Source organism: Streptomyces thermocarboxydovorans (assembly GCF_039524635.1).
Lineage (GTDB): Bacteria > Actinomycetota > Actinomycetes > Streptomycetales > Streptomycetaceae > Streptomyces > Streptomyces thermocarboxydovorans.
In genome coordinates this window covers 1-22,134 of sequence record NZ_BAAAGU010000018.1, presented here as the reverse complement: position 1 = coordinate 22,134, position 22,134 = coordinate 1, and the positions used below count along the sequence as shown (strand labels likewise).

The 22,134-nt window shown below is 72.5% G+C and carries 19 protein-coding genes and 5 pseudogenes; 8 read left to right on the top strand and 16 right to left on the bottom strand.

Translation table 11 applies throughout. The features are described from left to right. Positions 1-38: 38 nt before the first annotated feature. The 4 genes and pseudogenes from ABD198_RS10700 to ABD198_RS10685 all read right to left on the bottom strand — a co-directional run bounded on the left by ABD198_RS10700 (position 39) and on the right by ABD198_RS10685 (position 4,090). Positions 39-1,324, bottom strand: a pseudogene (locus tag ABD198_RS10700) (ABC transporter substrate-binding protein). Further along, the gene (locus ABD198_RS10695) at positions 1,321-2,712 is read right to left on the bottom strand and encodes an ABC transporter permease (protein WP_343999757.1); all 1,392 of its coding nucleotides are present in this window, start codon (positions 2,710-2,712) and stop codon (positions 1,321-1,323) included. Before ABD198_RS10695 ends, ABD198_RS10700 begins: the two are co-directional and overlap by 4 nt. Beyond that, a complete protein-coding gene (locus tag ABD198_RS10690; RefSeq protein ID WP_343999755.1) occupies positions 2,709-3,416 on the bottom strand; it encodes an ABC transporter ATP-binding protein C-terminal domain-containing protein in 708 nt (235 codons plus the stop codon). Before ABD198_RS10690 ends, ABD198_RS10695 begins: the two co-directional genes overlap by 4 nt. A 479-nt stretch (positions 3,417-3,895) precedes the next feature. After that, entirely contained in the window at positions 3,896-4,090 is a 195-nt protein-coding gene (locus ABD198_RS10685) for a hypothetical protein (protein ID WP_343999882.1), read from the bottom strand. 201 nt (positions 4,091-4,291) lie between these two features. Here ABD198_RS10685 and ABD198_RS10680 point away from each other — a divergent pair, with 201 nt between their 5' ends. Then, positions 4,292-4,438 (top strand): hypothetical protein, encoded by a 147-nt coding sequence (locus ABD198_RS10680; protein ID WP_343999753.1) that lies wholly within the window; start codon positions 4,292-4,294, stop codon positions 4,436-4,438. 96 nt (positions 4,439-4,534) lie between these two features. Here ABD198_RS10680 and ABD198_RS10675 read toward each other — a convergent pair whose 3' ends face one another. The 3 genes and pseudogenes from ABD198_RS10675 to ABD198_RS10665 all read right to left on the bottom strand — a co-directional run. Continuing rightward, a complete protein-coding gene (locus ABD198_RS10675) occupies positions 4,535-6,301 on the bottom strand; it encodes a tetratricopeptide repeat protein (RefSeq protein WP_343999751.1) in 1,767 nt (588 codons plus the stop codon). 114 nt (positions 6,302-6,415) lie between these two features. Then, positions 6,416-6,793: pseudogene (locus ABD198_RS10670) on the bottom strand (hypothetical protein); the annotation flags it as partial. Between the two features lies 1 nt (position 6,794). Then, positions 6,795-7,519 (bottom strand): annotated as a pseudogene (locus tag ABD198_RS10665) (molybdopterin-dependent oxidoreductase); the annotation flags it as partial. A gap of 228 nt (positions 7,520-7,747) precedes the next feature. Between ABD198_RS10665 and ABD198_RS10660 the strand changes: the two are divergent. After that, positions 7,748-8,569 (top strand): SAM-dependent methyltransferase, encoded by an 822-nt coding sequence (locus tag ABD198_RS10660; RefSeq protein ID WP_343999750.1) that lies wholly within the window; start codon positions 7,748-7,750, stop codon positions 8,567-8,569. Positions 8,570-8,701: 132 nt separating this feature from the next. Here ABD198_RS10660 and ABD198_RS10655 read toward each other — a convergent pair whose 3' ends face one another. Together ABD198_RS10655 and ABD198_RS10650 are read right to left on the bottom strand one after the other, a co-directional pair. After that, entirely contained in the window at positions 8,702-9,619 is a 918-nt protein-coding gene (locus ABD198_RS10655) for a helix-turn-helix domain-containing protein (protein ID WP_343999748.1), read from the bottom strand. Positions 9,620-9,775: 156 nt separating this feature from the next. Further along, the gene (locus tag ABD198_RS10650; RefSeq protein WP_343999746.1) at positions 9,776-10,006 is read right to left on the bottom strand and encodes a DUF397 domain-containing protein; all 231 of its coding nucleotides are present in this window, start codon (positions 10,004-10,006) and stop codon (positions 9,776-9,778) included. A 152-nt stretch (positions 10,007-10,158) separates the two neighbouring features. On the opposite strand from ABD198_RS10650, the gene ABD198_RS10645 reads away from it, so the two are divergent. The 4 genes and pseudogenes from ABD198_RS10645 to ABD198_RS10630 all read left to right on the top strand — a co-directional run bounded on the left by ABD198_RS10645 (position 10,159) and on the right by ABD198_RS10630 (position 13,505). Beyond that, complete coding sequence (locus ABD198_RS10645) at positions 10,159-10,326, top strand: hypothetical protein (protein ID WP_343999745.1); 168 nt, start codon at positions 10,159-10,161, stop codon at positions 10,324-10,326. 29 nt (positions 10,327-10,355) lie between these two features. Then, positions 10,356-10,901, top strand: a complete 546-nt coding sequence (locus ABD198_RS10640) for a hypothetical protein (protein WP_343999744.1) — start codon at positions 10,356-10,358, stop codon at positions 10,899-10,901. A 273-nt stretch (positions 10,902-11,174) separates the two neighbouring features. Continuing rightward, positions 11,175-11,843, top strand: a pseudogene (locus ABD198_RS10635) (sensor histidine kinase); the annotation flags it as partial. Between the two features lie 297 nt (positions 11,844-12,140). Further along, complete coding sequence (locus tag ABD198_RS10630; protein ID WP_343999742.1) at positions 12,141-13,505, top strand: FAD-dependent oxidoreductase; 1,365 nt, start codon at positions 12,141-12,143, stop codon at positions 13,503-13,505. Between the two features lie 96 nt (positions 13,506-13,601). On the opposite strand, the gene ABD198_RS10625 is transcribed toward ABD198_RS10630, so the two are convergent. Next, positions 13,602-14,009 carry a DUF3224 domain-containing protein gene (locus ABD198_RS10625; protein WP_343999740.1) on the bottom strand — a complete coding sequence of 136 codons (408 nt, stop codon included), beginning with the start codon at positions 14,007-14,009 and terminating at the stop codon, positions 13,602-13,604. 109 nt (positions 14,010-14,118) lie between these two features. Here ABD198_RS10625 and ABD198_RS10620 point away from each other — a divergent pair, with 109 nt between their 5' ends. Next, complete coding sequence (locus ABD198_RS10620) at positions 14,119-14,616, top strand: lamin tail domain-containing protein (RefSeq protein ID WP_343999738.1); 498 nt, start codon at positions 14,119-14,121, stop codon at positions 14,614-14,616. A gap of 54 nt (positions 14,617-14,670) precedes the next feature. Here ABD198_RS10620 and ABD198_RS10615 read toward each other — a convergent pair whose 3' ends face one another. The 5 genes from ABD198_RS10615 to ABD198_RS10595 form a co-directional block, all read right to left on the bottom strand. After that, complete coding sequence (locus ABD198_RS10615; RefSeq protein ID WP_343999880.1) at positions 14,671-17,040, bottom strand: glycoside hydrolase family 65 protein; 2,370 nt, start codon at positions 17,038-17,040, stop codon at positions 14,671-14,673. Between the two features lie 372 nt (positions 17,041-17,412). Beyond that, positions 17,413-17,787 carry a roadblock/LC7 domain-containing protein gene (locus ABD198_RS10610; RefSeq protein ID WP_343999735.1) on the bottom strand — a complete coding sequence of 125 codons (375 nt, stop codon included), beginning with the start codon at positions 17,785-17,787 and terminating at the stop codon, positions 17,413-17,415. 83 nt (positions 17,788-17,870) lie between these two features. Then, positions 17,871-18,389: a roadblock/LC7 domain-containing protein gene (locus ABD198_RS10605; RefSeq protein WP_343999733.1), complete on the bottom strand. Its 519-nt coding sequence runs from the start codon at positions 18,387-18,389 to the stop codon at positions 17,871-17,873. Between the two features lie 38 nt (positions 18,390-18,427). Further along, positions 18,428-19,204 carry a hypothetical protein gene (locus ABD198_RS10600; RefSeq protein WP_343999732.1) on the bottom strand — a complete coding sequence of 259 codons (777 nt, stop codon included), beginning with the start codon at positions 19,202-19,204 and terminating at the stop codon, positions 18,428-18,430. Then, on the bottom strand, positions 19,201-19,608 hold the full coding sequence (locus ABD198_RS10595; protein ID WP_343999730.1) for a hypothetical protein: 408 nt from the start codon (positions 19,606-19,608) through the stop codon (positions 19,201-19,203). The genes ABD198_RS10600 and ABD198_RS10595 overlap by 4 nt, the downstream gene beginning before the upstream one ends. A 441-nt stretch (positions 19,609-20,049) precedes the next feature. Here ABD198_RS10595 and ABD198_RS10590 point away from each other — a divergent pair, with 441 nt between their 5' ends. After that, complete coding sequence (locus ABD198_RS10590; RefSeq protein ID WP_343999728.1) at positions 20,050-21,393, top strand: hypothetical protein; 1,344 nt, start codon at positions 20,050-20,052, stop codon at positions 21,391-21,393. Between the two features lie 209 nt (positions 21,394-21,602). Here ABD198_RS10590 and ABD198_RS10585 read toward each other — a convergent pair. Next, a pseudogene (locus ABD198_RS10585) lies at positions 21,603-22,134 on the bottom strand (hypothetical protein); the annotation flags it as partial.

Sequence of the window (22,134 nt, the reverse complement as noted above, 5' to 3'; positions counted from 1 at the left end):
GTCGCGCCCACGGGTCAGCGGATCAGCGGATCAGCGGATCAGCGGGCGGACAGGTACTCCTTCACGCCCGGTGCGGTGTGCGCGTCCTCCGCGTTCACCACGGCGCCCACCGCCTTGGCGTCGGGCTTGAGGACGTATGTCTTGATGCTCGCCGGGCGGTCGACGTCCGAGAAGTCCTGCGGGGTGCCGAGTCCGGTGTCCGCGTTCTTCTGCGACCGGTGCGCCCTCACCACGTCCTCGCGGCTCAGTCCGCCCTGCTCGCACGCCTTCTTCAGGTCGGCGCCCATCAGCTGCGCGGCGTTGTAGCCGGAGAGCACGCCGGAGTCGACCGGCGAGTCCGGGAACTTCTTCTGATACGCCTTCACCATCCGCTGCACCCCGGGCAGATCGGAGCTGACCGCGGGCGCGGCGCTCACGATGTGCAGCAGTTTCGCCAGCGCCGGCGCGGCGGGGGTCTTCATCAGCTGGGGTGCGAAGCCGGGGGCGCTGCTGACGACGGGGACCCGCAGGCCGCGGGAGGCGGCGACGCCGACCAGGGAGGCCGTCTGGGCGGGTCCGGCGCTGATCAGGACGGCCTTCACTCCTTCCTTGCGCAGCGCGGAGACCTGCGCGGACAGATCGGTGTCGGTGGCCTGGATCTTCTGGCCCACCACCGTCAGACCGGCCTTCTTCGCCGCCCAGGTGGAGCCCTCCAGGGCGTTGGCGCCGTAGTCGCCCTCGAAGTACACGTGCCCGATCTTGTCGCCCTTCTTCAGCCCCTTGGTGCGGGTGAGGAAGTCGACGGCGGCGATCATGTCGATGTCGTAGGTGGTGCCGATCACCTGCACGGCGTCCTTGCCGAGCAGGGAGGCGGCCCAGGCCTGCGGGAAGGTGAGCACCTTGTCGCGCTCGATGTCGTCGAGCAGCGCGCGACCACCGGGGAGCCGATGACCTGCGGCATGGCGACGATGTCCGCGGAGATGTCGGCGTAGGCGGTGACCGCCTTCTGCACGTCGTAGCCGTGGTCCTTGACGACGATCTCGATCTTCCGGCCGCAGATGCCGCCCTTGGCGTTGACCTCGTCGGCCCACATCTGCTGGGCCTGCACGATGGACTTGCCGAGGGTGGCGTAGGGGCCGGTGAGGTCGGTGAGGGAGCCCAGTCTGATCGCGTCTGCGCTGACGCCGGGCCCGGTGCGGACGCCGTCGGCGGCGTCGCCGCCCTTGTCGCCGCCGTCCGCCTTGGAGCTGCATCCGGAGACCGCGAGCAGCAGGGCGAGGGCGCCGGCGAGGACGGTACCGGAGGTGCGGCGCCGGTTGCGGGGCCTGTGGGTCGTGGTGTTCACGGGGTGTGCTCCTTGGATCGTGCGGCGGCTGCGGCCGGTTGGGAGGGAAAAGACGATGAAGCTGCGGCGACGGAGGCCACGGGGCTCCGGCCGGCGGACGGAGGCCGGTTGCGCCCCAGGCGGGCGCGGATGCGGTGGGCCAGTCCGTGCAGACCGTCGGGCGCGTACAGCAGGACGAGGACGATCGCGGCGCCGTACAGGTAGCGGGCGGCCTCGGTGGGGCCGACGGAGCCCTCGGCGGAGCCGGGGGCGGTCACCAGCGGCAGCTGGTCGGCGTAACGGGTCATCAGCAGCGGGAGCGCGGTGACGAACACGGCGCCCGCGGTGGCTCCGGCGACCGAGCCGAGCCCACCGATGACGATCATGGCGAGGTAGTCGATGGACAGGGCGAGCGAGAAGTAGTCGGGCACCACCCGGCGGAAGGCGAGCGCCAGGAGCACTCCAGCCAGGCCCGCGTACATGGAGGACACCACGAAGGCCGCCGAGCGGTGGCGAGCGACGTCCACGCCCAGCACCGCCGCCGCGGTCTCGCTGTCCCGCAGGGCGGCCAGCGCGCGTCCCGGACGCCCGCGCAGCAGTCCCCCGGCGGACGCGAACAGCGCCAGACCCAGGTACCAGAGGCGTTCCTCGGCGCCGAACGGCACGCCGAGCACGACGAGTTCCGGGTCCGACGCGGCGAAGGTGAACCCGCCGAGGGTGAGCGGCGGCACCGAGCGGCCGTTGAAGCCGCCGGTGACCGAGTCCCAGGTGAGCAGCACATGGTGGCCGAGGAACACCAGGGCGAGCGTGGCGAGCCCGCCGGCCAGGCACCAGGCCAGGGCGCGGACCCGGCGCAGCCGGACGCCCATCAGCGCCGCGGCCTCCAGGTCCTCGGCCGCCGCCCGCAGGGACAGTCCCCAAGGCGTGAACCGGAACAGGGCGAACACGGCGGCGATGACCACGGTGGACACCGCGATCGCGGCGAGCCGGCTGTCGGCGACGGTGACCGGGCCGAGTTCGGTGACCGAGTCGCCCCACGGGTCGCCCAGGCTCAGCAGGTCGCCGCCGATGCGGCGGGCGAGGTCGGTGAAGATCAGGATGTCGATGCCGATGGTGGCGATGGTCTGGATGTGGGCGGACTGCTCGTCCTGTCCCGCGCGTTGCAGCAGGAACCGGTCGAGGGCGCCGGCGAGCGCGGCGGTGGTCAGAACGGCGAGGGCGAGCGCACCGGCGAAGCCCAGGTCGTCGTGGAGGACGGCGATGAGATAGCCGCCGAGCAGCAGGATGGAGCCGTGGGCGAAGTTGAGGACGCCGGAGGCCTTGAACATGACCACGAAGCCGAGGGCGACCAGTGCGTAGACCGCGCCCAGCGCGAGGCCGTTGAGGACGTTGTCCCGGAAGCCGGTCATGCCGCGTCCTCCTCTTCTGTTCCGGTGCCGAGGCAGGCGCGGAGCACCCGCGGGTCGCGGCGGACCTCGTCGGGTGTGCCGTGGGCGATGGTGCGGCCGAAGTCGAGGACGGTGACCTCGTCGGCGAGCCGCATCACCAGGCCCATGTCGTGCTCCACCAGGAGGACGGTCAGGCCGAGTTCGGCACGCAGGGTGCCGATGACATCGGCGGTGCGGGCGCGTTCGGCGGCGTTCATCCCGGCGACCGGTTCGTCGAGCAGCAGCACTCGGGGCTCCAGGCAGAGGGCGCGGGCGAGTTCCACGCGTTTGCGGTCGCCGCACGGCAGCAGGTGGACGGGGCTGTCGAAGTGCTCTGCGAGGCCGGTGAGTTCGGCGATCTCCCGGGCCCTCGCCAGGTGTGCGCGCTGTTCGCGCACGGCGCCGGGCAGGCGCAGGGCGCTGGCGGCGAAGCCGGCCCGGCGCGCGCTGCGCAGCCCCTCCTCGGCATGGGTCCGGGCCAACTGGTGCCGTCCGGAACGGAGTTCGGCGTACGCCAGATACTCGAGCGCCCGCGGTGCGAGCGCCCCGGCCCCGAGCGTGCGCACCGCCGCCAGCGCACGCGCCCCGGCCCGACGGGCCTCGGTGACGTTCCCCAGCATCAACGCGGCGGCGGCCGACCGCAGCAGCCGCTCCGGCTCGTCGGCGGGCCGCCCTCGCTCGACCACACGTCCCAGCGAAGCGCCAGCGAGATCGAACCGGCCCAACAACACCGCCCGCATGCCGTCGAGGTGATCGCGGAGGTGGGCGGCGGAGTCGGAGCGGCACGGATCCTCTCTGTCACGGCGGACCGCCCGCCGGCCGGGCACGGGGATGGGATGCGTGCGCGGCACGCGGGACGCGTCCGTGCACCGGCCGGGGGCGCCGCCGATGGGCTGGCGAGGCCACTGTCGGAGAGGAAGGGGTCGCAGGGGATCGGCAATATCACCGGTCTCGTGCACCAGCCGCGTCGACCCGGCTGTGCGATGCCCGCCGGCCGCAGCGCGTGCCCGGCCGCGAGCCGGCCCCGAGCAGGGAGTCAGGCCTGGTGGAGGGGGTCGCAGGACGGTGTGAAGAGACCCGCATGCGGCAGGAGAGCCGGGGTATACGAGGTTGCGCGGTCACCGTCGGAGTCGGCGCCGACGGTGACCGTCAGTGCGACGTGCGATCAGGCCGCGTCGTACACGTGCGCACGGCCGCCGACCCACTTCACCCAGGCCGGGTCGTCGAGCAGCCGCTCCCCCTCCGGAAGCCCGGCGCGCCGCAGGAACTCCACGACGTCGCGGTCGGAGTTCGCGAGCCCGACGATCTCCCCGCGGATCGTCACGCGCCGGCCGCCCGTGCCGAGCGGCGGGTGCACCACGATCGGGGCCTTCGTCCTCACGTATCCAGCATCCGGCTCGGGCCCCGGATATGCCACCCCTCGGACCACGTCACCCGCTTGGCTGTCCCGGCAGGCCGCCGCCCGGGGGGCCGTGCTCAGATGGAAGCGGCCTCCATGCCTACCCGGAGGGAGCTGGAAATGCACGAGATGTGGTGCGGTGCAGACACTTCGGGAGAGCCGGTGTGGCACGTTCTGACCACGGACAAGACGACCACGCTGTGCGGAGTGGAGCGGGACGACGAGGACTCCCGCCGGCGGCATGCGACGGACCGGCACTGTTTCCCCTGCATGAAGTCGTTCCAGGCGGTCATGGAGGCCTCCCGGTAAGCCCCGAGGCGTCACCGGACCGGTCGACCAGTCGAGACGCCACCGGGGCCGGGCTGGTTCCCGGCCCGGCCCCGGTGGCAGTACTCCCGTTCCGGCTCAGTGGCAGCACTCCTCGTCGTCCCGCCCGCTCGCCGCGTGGTGAGACTGACCGCTGTGAGAGTGGCCGGGGCGCGCGTGGCCGGTGTGCGCGTGGCCGGTGTGGGCGTGGCCGGTCTCCAGCCGGCAGAAGCAGGAGCGGTCGACCGGAACGTCCGCGAGGGCGACGGCCCGGGTGAGCTGCTGGGCCACGATCTCGGCCTCCGCGGTCCTGCCCCTCCTCATCAGGCACTCGTGGAAGCCGTGCAGGGCCCAGACGTTCCCCGGATGCTGCAGGGGGCGGGGCAGCGTGGAGTCGAGACCGAGGTCGGCACGGTAGACCGCCTCGGCCTGCTCCACCCGGCCCTGCTCCAGCAGCAGCGCGCCGTAGGCGTGCCGGGTGGGCTGCATCCAGCCCCAGGGCTCGTCGTAGGGGAGGTTGTCGTCGAGTTCGATGGCCCGCTCCAGTGAGGCGAAGGCCGCGTCGAACTCGCCTTTGCGGTATTCGAGTTCGCCGTCCAGCATGGCGCCGGCGATGGCGAGGATGTCCCGGCAGGTGTTGTTGAACAGGGTCCGTGACTCCGGCACCCGGTCGACGGCCGCGCGGAACGCCTGCCGTTCGGCCTCGGCCCGCCCGACCTCTCCCTTGGCGCCCAGGGCGATGCCGCGGGCGTAGTGGAGCATCGCGGTGGTGGTGCGGTACAGCTCGGGGTCGTCGGGGAACGGCAGGGCCAGGATGTCGTCCCAGCGTCCGAAGCGGATCAGCACATGGACGCGCATGGCGAGGAAGCCCTCGAGCCAGTCCGCCATGGGCGGGCTCTGCACTCGCAGCAGCTTCTCGGGGACGGCCGCCTCCAGCTGCCCGGCGGCGTCCAGGGCGACCTGCGAGGCGCCGAGGAACATGGCACCGTAGATCCTGAAGTGGATGTTGTGCGCCCGGTAGAGGGTGTAGAAGTTCATGGCGCCGGCGCGCTCGAGGTACTTCTCGTCGGCGGCGATGGCGCGGTCGTTGTCCCAGATCACGCGCCGGTAGTCGCCGCACAGCACCTCCAGGTGGGACGGCATGTGGTGCAGGTGCCCGGCGTCGGGGACGGCGCCGCGCAGCCGGTCGGCGACGGTGAGGGCCGCCTCCGGCGTGGGCGACATCTCCATCAGGTGGATGTACATGTGCAGGACGCCGGGGTGGTGCGTGCCCGCCTCGGTGGCCAGGGCGTGGTCCAGGATCCGCTTGGCCTCCAGCGTGCGGGCGCCCTCGGCGGGGCGGCCGGTCGGCAGGTCCCACAGCTGCCAGGGGGTGAGGTTCATCGCCGCGTCGGCGGCCAGCGTGGCCACATCCGGGTCGTCGGGTGCGCTCTCGTACACGGCGCGCATGCGGTCCGCGTACGGCTCGTTCCACACCGAGCAGTCGGCGGGGGTCTCGGCCTGGGGGTAGCGGGCGCGCAGGGCGTCGATGAGGGCCTGCTCGACGGGGGTGGCGCGGCCGGCCTTCTCGTGCGCCCGCTCGACCGCGGCGTGGGTGCGCTCCACGGTGGTGACGAGCTCCTCGCTGTCGAATGCCTCCCAGGGCTTGTTGTAGTTGGGGCCGAGGGCGTAGGCGATGCCCCAGTGCGCCATGGCGCAGTCCGGGTCGGCGGCGGCAGCCTTCTCGAAGCAGGCGACGGCCTCCTCGTGGTTGAACGCGTAGGTCCACAGCAGGCCGCGGTCGAACCACTTCTGGGCCTCCGCGGAGTCGGTGGTCACGGGCCGGCTGTAGGTGCCGAGGTCGTAGTAGTCGTCCGAGGTGTGCATGACGCTCTCCCTGGAAGCGGCTCGATCGGCCCTGCCCGGCCGGCACGGCACACCGGCCGGAACGATCCCGACAATAGCCGCGTACGACCGTCCGCGCAGGAGACCGTGCGACGCCTATTCGGCGGTGAGGAGCTGCGGCGAGAGCACCTTGATCATGGTGTTGGTCCAGCGTGTCTGGCGCAGGGTCTGCGGGTGGCAGGAGGAGGCCAGGGCCAGCAGCCGCTCGTCCCGGACGGCCTTCGCCGCATGGGCGAGCATCTCCCAGTACAGGGAGTTGCCGGCGGCGGCCAGGTGCAGGTGCCGCAGGTCGTTCAGCAGGAGCAGGCCCGTTTTGGAGCGACGGCCGAGGGCCGCCGCGGCCCGCTCGCGCAGCGCGGTGAACGCGGCGGACGCGGCGTCGTCGCGGGGTCCCGGCAGGTCGAGGCCGCGTTCGCGGCCGGCGTCGGCGAGCCGCTCCGTGTGCTCCCGGGACCAGCGGGCGACGTCGAGGGCGCCGGGGGTCGACGCAGATCAGCCGGGGCGGGTCGGAGCCCTCAAGGCGGTCCAGGACCCGCATCCACAGCACCGTCTGGGTCTCGGCCATGTTGTGCCCGAACAGCGCGATGGTGTCGGCGTGGTCGATGTCCTCGTAGGAGCCGGGCTGGCCGTCGCTGCCGAAGGTCTCCTTCAGCGCCTCGGCGGCGGTCGCGGTGCACAGCCGGGTGTTGCCGTCCAGGTGGTTGGTGCCGATGCCGGCGTGGGCCTGGACGGAGAGCGTGTAGTACTCCTCCAGGAAGAGCTGTCCGCTGGTGTAGAAGGCGATGGAGCCCGGCCCCCGTTCGTCCAGCAGCCGCGTGGAGCGGGCCGCGACCCGGTCCATCGCCGTGTGTCAGTCGGTCTCCACCAGGCGGCCGTTCTCGCGGACCAGCGGCCGGGTGAGCCGGTCGGCGGAGTGGTTGGCCTGCCAGCCGTAGAGGTCCTTGGGGCCGAGCCGGCCGCGGTTGACCCGGTCCCCGGCCCGTCCCCGGACGCCGGCGATCCGGCCCTCGCGCACCGCGATGTCCATGGCGTCGCCGTTGGAGTGCAGGATCGAGGCGGACCGCACCCACCGCTCCACGTCGTCCTCGGTGACCCCGTCCGCGAGGTGCGAATCGGTACGCACCGGCCAGGGGGTGCCGGGGCGTAGGGGGTGCGCGCTCCCCAGGGGTCGGCGATGCGGTCGTCCGGCGAGTCCTTCATGGTGCGCCCTCTCGTGCGCCGATGGCTGCGCACGGCGACTACCCGGCGCTCGAAGAGCGATTCTTCACTGTCGGTGAAGATTTCGCGACGCACGGGCACGGTCGGTGAGCGTCGCATGATTCGTTCGTGGCTTGTTCGCCGACGGGCTGGCAGGCCCCGCTCGCGCCTCCCTAGGATGTATTTCCTGTCCAGCCAGTCCAGTTGGCGCGGTACTCCGCAGGGGGAACGATGCACACCGGTAAGCAGCTGTCCACCGAGATCGACGCGACCGTGCCGACGGCAGCCCGCATGTACGACTACTACTTGGGCGGCAAGGACAACTACGCGGCCGACCGCGCGGCGGTCGAGGAGCTCGACAAGGTCGTGCCCAGCACCCGCCGGCTCGCGCTGAACAACCGGCGGTTCCTGAACCGGGTGGTGCGCACCCTCGCGGAGGAGTACGGAATCCGCCAGTTCCTCGACCACGGCTCCGGTCTGCCCACCCAGGAGAACGTGCACCAGGTCGCCCAGCGGATCGACCCGGACAGCCGCGTGGTGTACGTGGACAACGACCCGATGGTGCTGGTCCACGGGCGGGCGCTGCTGGAGCAGGACGAGCGGACCGCGGTGATCCACGCCGACATGCGGGCCACCGACGAGATCTTCGACCACCCCGAGACCAAGCGCCTGATCGACTTCTCGCAGCCGGTGTGCGCGCTGTTCAACTCGGTGTTCCACTGCATCCCGGACAGCGACACCGACGGCCCGCTCGCGGTGGCGCACCGGGTGCGCGAACGGCTTGCTCCCGGCAGCTTCATGGTGATGTGTCAGCTGGTCAGCGACGACCCCCAGGTGCGTGAGTTCGTCACCGACTTCATGGACAAGGTGACCCAGGGCCACTGGGGCCGGGTACGGGAGCGCAAGGACGTGGAGGCGCTGTTCGAGGGCCTGGAGATCCTGGAGCCGGGGCTGGTGGAGGTCTCCACCTGGCGCCCGGACACCGAGGTGGCGCCCCGTCAGCTCACCGACGAGTGGATCGAGTTCGGCGGCGTGGGCCGGCTGCCGCAGTAGGACCACCCACGGCCTCTGACGCGCCGACGCCCCTCCCCGATCCGCAAGGGTCCGGGAGGGGCGTCGCGTTCTGAGCGCCATACGAACTGCTGATCCGGGCCGGAGTCCAGGGTGGAGCGGCGCTCCCCTCCGTCAGGAGTAGCGCTCCTTCATCGTGGTGCGCAGCAGCTCCAGGGACTCGCGGGGCGTGAGCGCCTCGTCGGCGAGGCGGTCCAGCGCGATCCGGTACTCCTCGGTCTCGTCACGGTCCTCGAGGAAGTTGGCGCTCCTGATGTGCTCCAGGTAGACCACGTCGGGCAGATCGAGACCGCCGAAGCGCAGATAGGTCACCGGGATCGCGGGAGCGGACGCGTTGGTCACGCTCAGCGGAACGATCTGCACGGTGACATTGGGCCTTTCGGCCATGGTCGCCAGGTGTTCGAGCTGCTCGCGCATCACCTCGCGGCTGCCCAGCACGCGCAGCAGGACGGACTCGTCGATGACCGCCCACAGCTGCGGGGCGTCCGGACGCAGCAGCAGTTCGGCCCGGCGCATGCGCAGTTCCACCCGGCGCTGCACCTCGCTCGCCGGGGCGTTCGGCAGTCCGCGCTCCACCACGGCGCGGGTGTACGCGGCGGTCTGCAGCAGGCCCGGCACGTACTGGATCTCGAAGGTACGGATGGTGGCCGCGGCCTCCTGCAGCCCCACCAGCCGCTCGAACCACTCGGGCATCAGCCGCTTGTCGTACCGCTGCCACCAGCCCGGTTCACCGGCGCGCTGGAGCAGCTTGAGCAGGACCGAGGCCTCGTACTCGTCCGTGCCGTAGAGCTGGAGCAGCTTGCGGACGTCGGCCTCGGTAGGCGGGCGGCGTCCCTTTCCGGACTCGATGCGGGACAGTTTGGCCGCGCTGAAACCGACACCGCGGGCCGCCTGGTCCTGGGCCAGGCCGGCGTCCTCGCGGAAGCCTGCGAGCTGCACTCCGACCAGCATCTTCAGCAGGGTCGGAGCCGGCTCGGGCCTGTCCAGATAGGGTTCCAGACGGGAGATGCGATGCGACGAGGCGGCGGACATCCTGACTCCCAGCAGACCGGCACAAGGGCGATTTACACTATCGCACTCTTACCGCCGCACCGCATCACCGTCAGAAGCCTTGCAGAAGTGAGGAGTTGTCCTCCGCTCCCGGGCGCCGCCCCCGTGCTCCCGGTCCGCGCCGTCGGCCTCCGGCGCTCACACCAGGTGGTCGAACTCGCCGTCCTTGGCGCCGGCCAGGAACGCCGCTATCTCGGCCGCCGTGTAGACCAGCGCCGGTCCGTCCGGGTCGCGGGAGTTGCGCAGCGCGACGGCTCCGCCGCCCAGCGGGGCCACCTCCACACAGTTGCCTTCGGCGTTGCTGCGCCGGCTCTTGATCCAGCGGGCGTCCAGCTGGCTCGCCCGCACTCCGTTCCGCACTCCTGGCACCGCAGCCTCCTTGCTGTTCGTTCGCGCCCCGGCCGAAAACAGCCCACGCAATTTCTCGTGCAATTGCACGCGGACGCTTTCTGCGTGGATAATAGCGGCGGCGTCAACCCCCGTGGTTGCGCCCCAACCTGACGCCGCATCGGGGAGATGCCGTGCCCTCACCTGCGCATCCCGTGATCCGTCCGCCCGGCGCGGACGCACACCCGATGCAGTCGGCGGCCGGCACCTCCCGCCCCTCGGCGGGGCCGCGCACCGAGCGCGGCCACAAGGGCCACCCCCAGGCCCGTGCGTCGACCGGCCGGCCGTACCCGCCCACCTGACACAACTGCCGCGGAAAGGCATCCACGCCATGCGCAGCATTTCGACGGAACAGCCGAGCAGCGAGCGCCCCGTGCGCCACGCTCCCCCCACCGGAGTCGCACGGGCCACGCCCCTTGCGGCACTGTCCCGAGTGCCGTGGGCCGAGATCCAGGACTCCACCGGATCGGCGGCGGCCATCCCGCTGCTGCTCAACGGCATCGCCTGGGGCGACGCCGACACCGCCCGGGCCGCCCTGGAGGATCTGCGCCGCCGGATCTGCCAGTACGGCTTCGTGGTGGAGCAGGCGACCGCCGCCACCGTCCCCTTCCTCTGGGAGCTGGCGCAGCTCCCGCACGTCACGGTCCGCGCCCAGATCATCCAGCTGCTGAAGGCCATCGCCGACGCCCGGCAGTGGGAGAGCACCGCGGCCGCCTACCCCAAGCTGCTCAATCACCGCGAGAACCCGGTGGCCTGGGAGCGCGCCGCGCGCCAAGCCGTACGTGCCCGCGCCGGCGACCTGGACCGGCTCCTCGACGAGGAGGACACCGAGGTCGCCCGCGCCACCACGGAGCTGGCGCACGCCCTGGCGCGGTGACATCCGGGCGGACCGCCCGGACCTAATCCTTCGGGACTTTCTGAACCTTTCGGACCTTTCACGAGAGGCGCGCGGAGCGGGGGACGATCCGCGCGCAGGGGGGAGGGTCGTGCGCGGCCGGCTGGTCACCGGCCACGCACGACCCGCGGGCCACCGCCCCGGCGGCACGCACGACCCGCGGGCCACCGCCCCGGCGGCACGGGGCTCCGCGCGCATGTCCCAAGGTCATGGAGTGCGCGGGCTCTGAGGTCATGGAGCGCGCATGTCCCGAGATCGCCCGACCCGACGGCCGTGCTGCAGCCACGGGCCGAGGCCGTGCGCGAGCAGGCCGAGGTCGACTTCGTCGTGGTGATGAACACCGCCGCCATCCGCTGCACCCATCCGGGGCCGGACCGCATCGGCAAGCAGTTCGTGGGCACCTACGCGCCCGCGCTGCGCGGCGAGCCCGTCGTGGAGCAGATCGAGGGCACCATCGGTGAACTGGTGCAGGCCGTGGTGCCGGTGGAGAACGACGACGGCACGGTCGTGGGCCTGGTGTCCGCGGGCATCACCACCGAGCACGTCGGCGGGGCCGCCAACCACCGGCTGCCGCTGGTGCTGACCGCGGCGGGCGTGGCGCTGGCCCTGGCCACCGCGGGCGCCGCCCTGGTCAGCAGGCGGCTGCTGCGCCAGGCCCAAGGGCTGGGCCCGCACGAGACGACCCGGATGCACGAGCACCATGACGCGGTGCTGCACGCCGTGCGGGAGGGCGTCGTCATCGTCGACGGGGACGGCACCCTGATCCCCGCCAATGACGAGGTCCGCCGGCTGCTCGGGCTCCCGGCGGACGCGGAGGGCCGGCAGGTGCTCGATCTGGGTCTGGATCCGGCCACCGCCGAGCTGCTGTCGTCCCGGCGGATGGCCACGGACGAGGTGCTGCTGGTCGGCGACCGGCTGCTGGCGGGATGACGGACGAGGGCGGGCGGGCCTGTTCCTGGTGGCGCAGCTCGCGGAGCGCTGGGGCACCCGCTATCTGCCGGCCGGCAAGGTCATCTGGACGGAGCAGCCGATCCCGGGGGCGTAAGCATCCGGCAGCATCCTGCCCGGGGTCATGAGCACCCCACCCGGAGCCATAAGCGCTCTGGGGGACATGCCATAAGCAAGCCTTATGGGCCCATAGAACGGACCCGCGTACCGGGTTAGGCAAGCCTTAATTTAGGCTCGGACGAGTCGCTGTCCTCGCTCGAAGGGAAACTGACCATGCCCCGCCCCCTGCGGGTTGCCATCGTCGGATCCGGCCCCGCCGGGATCTACGCCGCCGACGCCCTGCTCAAGTCCGACACGGCCGCCGAACCGGGCGTGTCCATCGACATCTTCGAGCGCATGCCGGCGCCGTTCGGTCTGATCCGGTACGGCGTGGCCCCCGACCACCCGCGGATCAAGGGCATCATCACGGCCCTGCACCAGGTCCTCGACAAGCCGCAGATCCGGCTGTTCGGCAACGTGGAGTACGGCACCGACATCCACCTCGACGACCTGCGTGCCTTCTACGACGCGGTGATCTTCGCCACCGGCGCGATGGCCGACCGCGCGCTTCCCATACCGGGCATCGACCTCGAAGGCTCCTACGGCGCCGCCGACTTCGTCTCCTGGTACGACGGCCACCCGGACGTGCCGCGCACCTGGCCGCTGGAGGCCGAGAAGGTGGCGGTGCTGGGCGTCGGCAACGTCGCGCTCGACGTGGCCCGCATCCTGGCCAAGACCGCCGACGAGCTGCTGCCCACGGAGATCCCGCCGAACGTCTACGACGGCCTCAAGGCCAACCGGGCCAAGGAGATCCACGTCTTCGGCCGCCGCGGCCCGGCGCAGGCGAAGTTCAGCCCGATGGAGCTCAGGGAGCTGGACCACTCCCCCAGCATCGAGGTGATCGTCGACCCCGAGGACATCGACTACGACGAGGGGTCGATCGCCACCCGGCGCGGCAACAAGCAGGCCGACATGGTCGCCAAGACGCTGGAGAACTGGGCGATCCGCGACGTGGGCGACCGCCCGCACAAGCTGTACCTGCACTTCTTCGAGTCGCCCGCGGAGATCCTCGGCGAGGACGGCCGCGTGGTCGGTCTGCGCACCGAGCGCACCGCTCTGGACGGCACCGGCAACGTCAAGGGCACCGGCGAATTCAAGGACTGGGACGTCACCGCCGTCTACCGCGCGGTCGGCTACCTCTCCGACCAGCTGCCCAAGCTGCCGTGGGACATCGAGTCCGGCACCGTGCCGGACGAGGGCGGCCGGATCATCGGTGACACCGGCGAGCATGTGCGGTCGGCGTACGTCACCGGCTGGATCCGGCGCGGCCCGGTGGGTCTGATCGGGCACACCAAGGGCGACGCCAACGAGACGGTGGCCAACCTGCTGGCCGACTTCGCCGCCGGCCGGCTGCACACGCCCGTCTCCCCCGCCCCCGAGGCCGTGGACGCGTTCCTCGCCGAGCGGGAGATCCGCTACACCACCTGGGACGGCTGGTACCGCCTGGACGCCGCCGAGAAGGCGCTGGGCGAGCCGCAGGGCCGCGAGCGGGTGAAGATCGTCGAGCGCGAGGACATGCTGAGGGCCAGCGGCGCCTGAGCCCCCGGCCCGCCGGGCAAGTCGCCCTCGGGCGCCGCGTGCGGACCCGTGTCATGGTCCGCACGCGGCGCCCGCTGCCGTCGACGGGCCCGCCCGTCAGGCGAGTTCGTAGTCGAACCAGATCCGGTGGGTGCCGTCGGCGTCGACGGCGATGCCGCCGGTGCCGGTGATCCCGGCGAGCTCCCCGGTGCCGCTGGCCGGGACGATCCTGAGGAACTCCGCGCTGCGGTCGCTGCCCGAGGTGGACGCCGAGTGCACGAAGTTGAAGGCACCCGAGCGTCCGCCCACCGAGCCCTCGAAGGACTCCATGGCGACATAGGTGCCGACGCCCGCCTCCTGGTCGTAGGCGGAGGTGAACACGGTCGCGGCGCGGCCCGCGATCTCTCCCTCGAAGCGCTTCTCCATGGTCGCCACGGTCACGGGCAGAGCCGTGGTCACGGCCGGGTCCGCCTTGACGTCGGCCGGCACGAAGGACTGGACGGTGAAGGTTCCCGAAGCTCTCATGGGCCGACCGTAGCCTTTGGGTCCGACAACGGCCCGGCGTTGTGTACGATCTCCCTTCACAGAAACACCACATGCCCTTCACGTAAGGGTCATGCAGGGGGGAGATTTCATGCGCATACGCACTGCCGCCGTGGCCACCACCGCGATCGCGGGCGCGCTCGCCGCGCTGACGGCCGCTCCGGCGCAGGCCGACGAGTACAGCTCCGCGCTGAAGGTCCGGGGCATCCAGTACGACGCGCCGGGCAGGGACGACCACAGGTGCTCCGGGGGCAACACCCACCAGGAGTACCTGACGATCAAGAACTACTCGAAGTCCTCGACGGTCAACCTCAAGGGTTACGTCGTCAAGGACGCCACCGGGAACCGGTTCACGTTCACCAAGAACCACTACCTCCAGCCCGGCGACTATGTGAGGCTGCGCGGCGGCCGCGGTACCGACTCCGACGCCAAGAACGTCGTCTACCGCAACAACTGCAACTTCATGTGGAACAACCCCGGCGACACGATCTACGTGTACAAGCCGAGCGGCGCCCGCGCCGACGTGCACAAGTACACCAAGTCCGGCAACGACCGGGACGGCAACGGATACATCCAGTTCCACAAGTGACCGCGCCCGCCGCGGCGTTCGGTCCGTTCACACCTTCCAGTTCGTTCAGACCGTTCAGTCCGTGAGCGGCAGATGGCCCGTCTCCCCCGGCTGGAGGCGGGCCGTCCGGTCCGGCAGCCGTACGTCGATCGGTCCCGGCCCGCTCGCCGGTACGTCGATCTCCAGCCGGCCGCTCTCCAGCCGCAGCCGGACGCCCCAGTGGCCGTGGTAGCGGATGGTGAAGCCGTAGGAGGACAGCTCCGGCAGCGGCACCGGGTTCAGGCGCAGCGCCCCGTTGCGGGTCTCCAGGCCTGGCAGTCCGCGCTGCACCAGGTCGAGGGTGCCGGCCATGGCGCCGAGGTGGATGCCCTCGCCGGTGGTACCGCCCTGGATGTCGGCGATGTCCCCCTGGAGCGCCTCCTGGCAGAAGGCCCAGGCCTCGGCGCGCCGGTCGCGGGCGAGGACCCAGCCGTGCACCAGGCCGCTGAGCGTGGAGCCGTGGCTGGTGCGGTGCAGGTAGTAGTCCACCGTGCGCCGCCAGATGTGCTCGTCGAGGTTGTGGCCCAGCCGCCCGAACAGCGCCTGCAGTTCGGCCGGTGAGAACAGGTAGCCGAGCATCAGGACGTCCGCCTGCTTGGAGGCCTGGTAGCGGTTGACGGTGTCCCCCTCGGCCTCCAGGATCCGGTCCAGCCGGCGGATGTCTCCGTACTGCTTGCGGTAGCCGTGCCAGTCGAGTTCCTCGAGTTCGCCGTAGCCCTCGAACTGGCTGATGACTCCCTCGTGGAACGGGATGTGGAGGGTGCGGGAGACCTCCTCCCAGTGGTCGAGTTCGCCGGCGTCCAGGCCGGTGCGTTCGTCGAGCTCCAGCCGCCGCGGCTCGGGCAGGGAGCGCAGCACGTCGAGTGTGTGGGCGAGCACCCAGGCCGCGGTGACGTTGGTGTAGGCGTTGTCGTCGAGGCCCGGGCGGTCCGAGCCGGGGTAGGCGTCGTGATACTCGTCGGGGCCGACCACGCCCCGAATGTGATGGCGGCCCAGGTGCGGGTCGTACTCGGCCGCGTCCGCCCAGAAGCGGGAGATCTGCAGCAGCATCTCGGCGCCCTTGGTGTGCAGGAACTCGGTGTCGCCGCTGGCCTCGCAGTACTGCCACACGTTGTAGGCGATCGCGGAGCCCACATGGTGCTGCAGGTGGGTGTGGTCGGGCAGCCAGCGGCCCGAGCGCGGGTTGAGGTGGAGCTGCTGGGTCTCCTCCCGGCCGTCGCTGCCGCTCTGCCAGGGGTACATCGCGCCCCGGCGGCCGGCGTCCCGTGCGGCGGTGCGGGCCCGCTCCAGGCGCCGGTAGCGGTAGTGCAGCAGGGAGCGGGAGACCTCGGGGAAGTGCAGATTGAGGTAGGGCAGCACGAACAGCTCGTCCCAGAAGACGTGCCCGCGGTAGGCCTCGCCGTGCAGTCCGCGGGCCGGCACGCCGACGTCGAGGTCGGCGGTGTGCAGGGAGAGCGTCTGCAGCACATGGAACAGGTGCAGGCGCAGGATGGTGCCCGCCTCGCCGGGGACGTCCAGCTCGCCCCTGCGCCACAGCTGGCCCCAGGCGGTACGGTGCGGGGCGACCAGCGCCGCCCAGCCGTCGACCCGGCCCACCCGGTCCACGGCGGCGTGCAGGGGGTCGCTGATCGCCGGGTCGCGCGAGGTGTGCAGGGCGACCAGTTTGTCCACGGTGACGGTGTGTCCGGGTGTCAGGTGCAGCCGGGTGTGGTGGACGGCGCGCCCGTTGTCCTTGCGCATGCTCACGGGTGAGTCGGCGAGGAGCCGGGCGGCGAGCGCGATCCGGATGTCGGAGGTGCGGGTGCGGCAGCGCAGCCACACCGTGCCGGCGTCGGCGATGCCGCCGTGCACATGAGTGAGGTGGCGGCCGTCGAGGTCCCGGTAGCGGGCGACGCCGGCGTTGGTGACGTTGCCGTCGAGGGCGGCCTCCACCTCGAGCGGTCCGGCGTAGCGCTGGGCGGTGAACTCGGTGCGCAGAGCGGCCATATGAGGGTCCGCCATGTGCACAAGGCGCTCCTGGCGCACCGTCAGGGTGCGGCCCTCGCCCAGGTCGTAGCGGGTCATCCGCTCGAACAGTCCGGGCGCCAGGTGCAGGATCTCGCGGTGTTCGAGCACATCGGCCGTGTCGGGGGTGAGCCATGCCCCGCCGGGGAGGCGGAAACGCAGCGGCAGCCAGTTCGGCAGGTTGACCATGTCCTCGTTCTCGACCCGCCGGCCGGCGACCTTGGAGGAGAGCCGGTTGTAGCAGCCGGCCACGTACGTCCCCGGGTAGTGCACCTCGTCGGCGGTGCACTCGGGCAGCGCTCCGCGGGTGGCGAAGTAGCCGTTTCCCAGGGTGCACAGCGACTCCCTCAGCCGCGCCTCGGCGGGCTCGTAGCCCTCGTACTCCCAGGTCCAGCCGGCCACGTCGACGCTCCTCCCGTCGGCGCCGCACCTAGATCCGAGTGCGACGGTGTCGGCGCCGTGCCGCAGCAGTCTGTCCCGGTGCCGTCCGGCGGCGGTGCGGCCCACGCCGATGACGTGGGCGAACCGCCGGTACGGCTGACAGCTGCGCTCGAAGTACCCCGAAGCCGGGACGGCACACGTCGGCGGCGCGGACCGGCCGGTGATCGCGGGCGGCGGCCGTGGACCAGCCGGTGGTCGCGGACGCCGGCCGCGGAACCGCACCCGCCGGGGCCGGGTCGCGGAGGCCGGCCGGCCCCTGGAGAACCGGGGGCGGGAGGAGGACACTGGGGGCAGGAGCGGCACCGATCCCCCGCGGTGCCGCTCCGTCCTGCGTCAGACCTCCAGCTCGGCCTCGATGCGGCGCAGCTGGTGGCGGGCCATCGCCAGGTTGGCGCGGTTGGCGTCCAGTACCAGGTAGAGGAACAGGCCGTTGCCGCCGCGCCTCTTGAGCGGCCGGATCATGTGGTACTGGCTGGACAGGGTGATCAGGATGTCGTCGATCTCCTCCTTGATGCCCAGGTGCTCCATGGTGCGCAGCTTGGACCGCACCACGTCGGTGTTGCCGGCCGCGGCCACCTCGATGTTGAAGTCCTTGCCGCCGCCCACCGAGCCGAGGGCCATGCCGCTGGTGTAGTCGACCAGTGCGGCGGCCGTGGCGCCGTCGATGGAGGCGAGGCACTCCTTGAGCGAGGTGTCGGTGTTGGCCATGGGTGACGTCCTTTCCGTCGGTTTCGGTGGTGGGTCCGGTCGCCCGGTGGTCCGGGCGGCGGGTCGGGGAAGCAGACCGGGGTTCAGGCGCCGGGCTGGGGCCGGGGCGTCTGGGTGGCGGCGCTGTGGGGGGTGCGCACGGGGAGGGTGCCGATACGCCGGGCCGGGTCCGGCGGCGGGGGCTGCCGCACGGCCGCCGCGCGGTCGGTGTGCCGGCCGCCGCCCGGACCGATGCGGGTGCCGACCAGCTCGGCGATCCGGGCCCCGCTGCGGCGGCCCTCCAGGTGGAGGCGGCCCACGTTGACGCGGTCGTCGGCGAGCAGGGTGAGCACGGCGGCGGTGCCGGCCGCGTACGTCGCGACGTATCCCTGGGCGCCGCGCACCAGCAGCTCGCGGAACTCGCCGCGGGAGGCGGCGTCCGTCACGCGGTGGGCGACGCCGAGCGCGGCGGCGGTGAGCGCGGCCAGCCCTTCCGGTTCGGTGCCGGGCACGTCGTGGGCGAGGACCAGTCCGTCGACGGTGGCGGCGAGCGATCCGGTGAGCCGGGGTATGCGGGTGCGCAGCCGGCGCAGTTCGTCCTGCACGTCGGTCTCGACGGCCATGAGCCGTCTCCTTTCGGCACGCTGCCGGCGCGCGCGGATCACAGTGCCTCCAAGGCGTCCAGGAGCCGTCGCAGCAGAGCTGTGTCGGGCTCGTCCCACGCCGTGCCGGGGGCGGCGAGGCCCGGGAGGGCGGCCGCGGGGCGCGGCGGCGCGGGGGTGACCAGTCCGTCGGCGGCGAGACGGCGCAGCTCGACGAGGGTGTGGAAGGTGCGGCAGGCCAGCGCCGAGGCGATCTGCGCTGCGGTGCTGGCACCGTCGACCAGGGCGAGCGCCCGGCCGCGGCGCGGCGGCAGGTCCGCGCGCCCGGCGCCGGAGGTGCGGGTGAGGGGGGCCGTGTCGACGGCCGGGTCGGGCCAGATGCGCTGCAGCAGGGCCCGGCGCCGCCGTGACTCGCGCAGCACCGCCGCCACGGGCACGGGACGGACCGCGCCGAGCCAGTGCGCCACCCCGGGGCGGAAGCGGGCGGGCCGGTCGTCGTGGACCAGGGCGAAGTAGGCCGCGTCGAACAGCGCGCCCAGGTGGCACAGCTCCAGGGCGCCAGTAGTGAGGCGGCCGTTCTCCACCAGGTAACGGCCGACGCGGCGCCGGGCGCCGGCCCGCCGCACCGCCTCCCACCAGCCGTCCGGGGCGAGGGCGCCGCTGCGGGTGAGCAGATCGCCCAGGGCGGGGCTCAGGGCCGACTCGACGTGGACGACCTCACCCGCCGAGAGGTAGAGCACGCCGGAGGCGGTGGTCAGTGCTCCGGTGGCGCGGTCGGCGGCGAGGCCGGCGAGCAGGGCGGGGGCGGTGGTGTGCGTGGGGGCGGCGGCCGTCATCCGAGCACCAGCCGGTCCGCCATCTCGGCCAGCCGGATGCGGGCGAGGGCGAGGTTGCCGTCACGCCGGTCGAGCCACAGGTACATGAACACGGTGCTGTCGAAGGGGGTGACGACCAGGCGCAGCAGCTGGTAGGCGTCCGCGGTGGTGAGGATCAGGTCCTCGACGGTCGCCTCCCCGTTCTCGTCGCCGTTCTCGTCACCCTCGGCCCCGGGCGCGAGGGTGGGGCTCTCCAGGGCGAGCCGGGCGAGTTCGGCGGTCTCCGCGGCCGTCGCCTCCGCGTCGCCGCCGGGCGCCTCGCCGACCGCACCCAGTGCGAGCCCGCTGATCCAGTCGACCACCAGGGCGCCGCGTGCGCCGGGCAGTCGCATGGCTTCCAGCAGACTCTCGTCGATTCCGGGCACGCCGGATCCCCCTCCTCGCACGGCTGTACCGCGAACGTGACATCGAAGCTACGCTGCGTACTCGAGCGAGGTGAAGGCTTTGGGGTTTTCCGGAGGAATATGCGCCAGAACGAAACTTCCCCCGACAAAGTCCGCGCCTTTCGCGACGGTGACCGATCACGTGCGAGCAGGGCCAACCCCGAAGCGGATGGTGGGCGGGCCCTGCTCGCGAAGCCCCATTCTGCGGAGCGGGCCCCGCACGGAACCACGAGTGAGAGCACCCCACCACGTGCGCGCCGCGCACACCCCGCGCGCGCCATTGCCTCGCGCGCCGGAGGTTGCATCCGCCGACTGGTGGGCAGGCGTGACGCGGCTGCGCCGTCCGGCGGAGCCCGCCCGGAGACCGCCGGACGGCGGCGACGATACTGGCAGGAGCACGTGCCCCCGCTCACATCTGGATCCATGCAGACCACGCCCACAGTCCGCCGTACCGTTCCCCCGACCGTCTGGCTGACCCGCGGCCGCCATGCCGGAGACAGCGCGGAGGAGCTCCTCAGGCGCTCGCTGCGCCGCCACAAGGACAGCCGGCACATCGACGACTACCTGGAGATCACCGACTCCGAATCGCCCGACCAGGTCTTCGAGGCCCGGATGCGCGTCGCCGGCGGCGTCACCGTGCGGGCCCGGCTGAGCCTCGCGCCCGCCTCCCAGCACGGCCAGGACTGGATCCTGGTCGCGGAGGCCGAGCAGCCCTGGGACCAGTCGTGGCCGTCCCCGGCCGGCATGTTCTGGCCGCACGAGCCGGACGCGGACTGGTCCATGGACGCGTCGGCGGGACTGCGGGTGGGCGCCCTCAACCCGCTGCCCGAGGAGGACAAGGCCGTCCGCCGGCGGCTGCGCGCGTGCGCGCGGGACACCTGGCGGCTGCATGTCGTGGTGCACGAGGCGATGACCACCGACGAGCGCGGCCAGGTGCCGCTGGCGCACTGGCTGCCGCCGGGGCTGCGCGACCGGGTGGTGGAGCACCGCGCCGCTCCGCACCAACTGCGCGTGGTGAACTGGGCGCTGCGCGAGTTCCACGCCGAGGTGCCGCGCGGCGGCGCGGTGCTGCTGCCCGGCCGCCCGGCACCCGAGGGCTACCAGGCCGACGCCTTCGCGGTGCGCGCGGTGTTCCTCGACGGCAGCGAACCGGCCGAACTCGTCGACGCGGTGAGGCGCTTCGACGCGCTGCCGCGCCCGCTGCCCGACGGCGCGCTGGAGGAATTGACCGCGCTGCGGGAGGACTGGCACCTGCTGACCCTGGAGGAGGAACTCGCCCGCGAACGGGCCCTGGTGAAGATGTACGCCGAGGCCCTGGAGGCGATGACCAGGTCACGCGACCTGTACCGCGAAGCGGCCGAGCGCGCCCACGAGGCACTGGCCGCCTACCGCGAGTCCAGCGACGCCTCCCCCGGTGTCCGCCCCCTGCTGCCCGGCCCGGCCTCCCCGCTGCGCGCCCTCACCCGCCGCCTGGAACGCCTCAAGGTCACCCCGCGAATCCGACGGGGTGAAGCCGCCCGCACGGACGCCGCCCCGGAGACCGAGGCTTCGGACGCGACACCGGCTCGCGGTGCTGACGGCACGTCGGCAGAGCCGACCCCGGCCGCCGAGGAGCAGCGCACGGTGGCCGGAACCTCCGTACCGGGCACGGAGGCATCCGGCCCGGAGGGGGAGGTGTCAGCTTCGGGCGCGGAGGAGGCCGACAGGACGGGCGACGCGGGCGACGCGGGCGACGCGCAGAAGCGGGCGACAGCGGCCCGCCGCTAGGTGTATTGATCACGAGCGTTGTTGACACTGGTTGCACCCGGTCGGCGGGCCCGCGCGGGCGCACTGCCACGCCGGCGCGAACGGGCCGACACCCGTCCAACCGGCGATTTCCGGTCACGCCCCTCACTCACCCCCGCTCCCCCGCCGCCAACACCGCGAGGGCCGGGACCGCGTGGGGGCGGGCCCGGCCCTCGTTCGTGGCGGGGGGGTCACTCCGCCGGGCGGTGGGGCTCCGGCGGGGGCCAGGCGGCCCAGCGGCGGGGCGGGAACGGGGAGGCGACCCGGACCACGAGCGCGGCCAGGGCGAGCAGCGCTGCGGTGACGGCGGCGGCGCTGGCGAGCCACGGCGGTGCCAGTGCCAGGTCGACCGCCCGGGACAGCACCGCCGACGGGAGGGTGGTCCCGTAGACGTGGGCTCCGGCGAGGACCGCCGGCACCGCGAAGGCGGACACCAGCGCCAGGACTCCGGGACGCACCACGAGGATCAGCGCGAGCACGGTGCACAGCACCGACAGGCCGACGGTGAGGGCGTGCAGCCGAAGTGACGTGCCGTCGTGGTGCAGCGGGAAGTGCGCCACCGCGCACAGCGCGAGGAAGGCCGCGGCGAGCCAGCTCGACCAGACGAGGGACCTGATGACCGGCTCGGGAGGCCGGCCCGGGACGGCGGCCGGACGGGGGCGCTGCGGGTGGCGCGCGTAGCGGGCGAGGGGCCGGCCGGGACGGCGGCCGGACGGGGGCGCT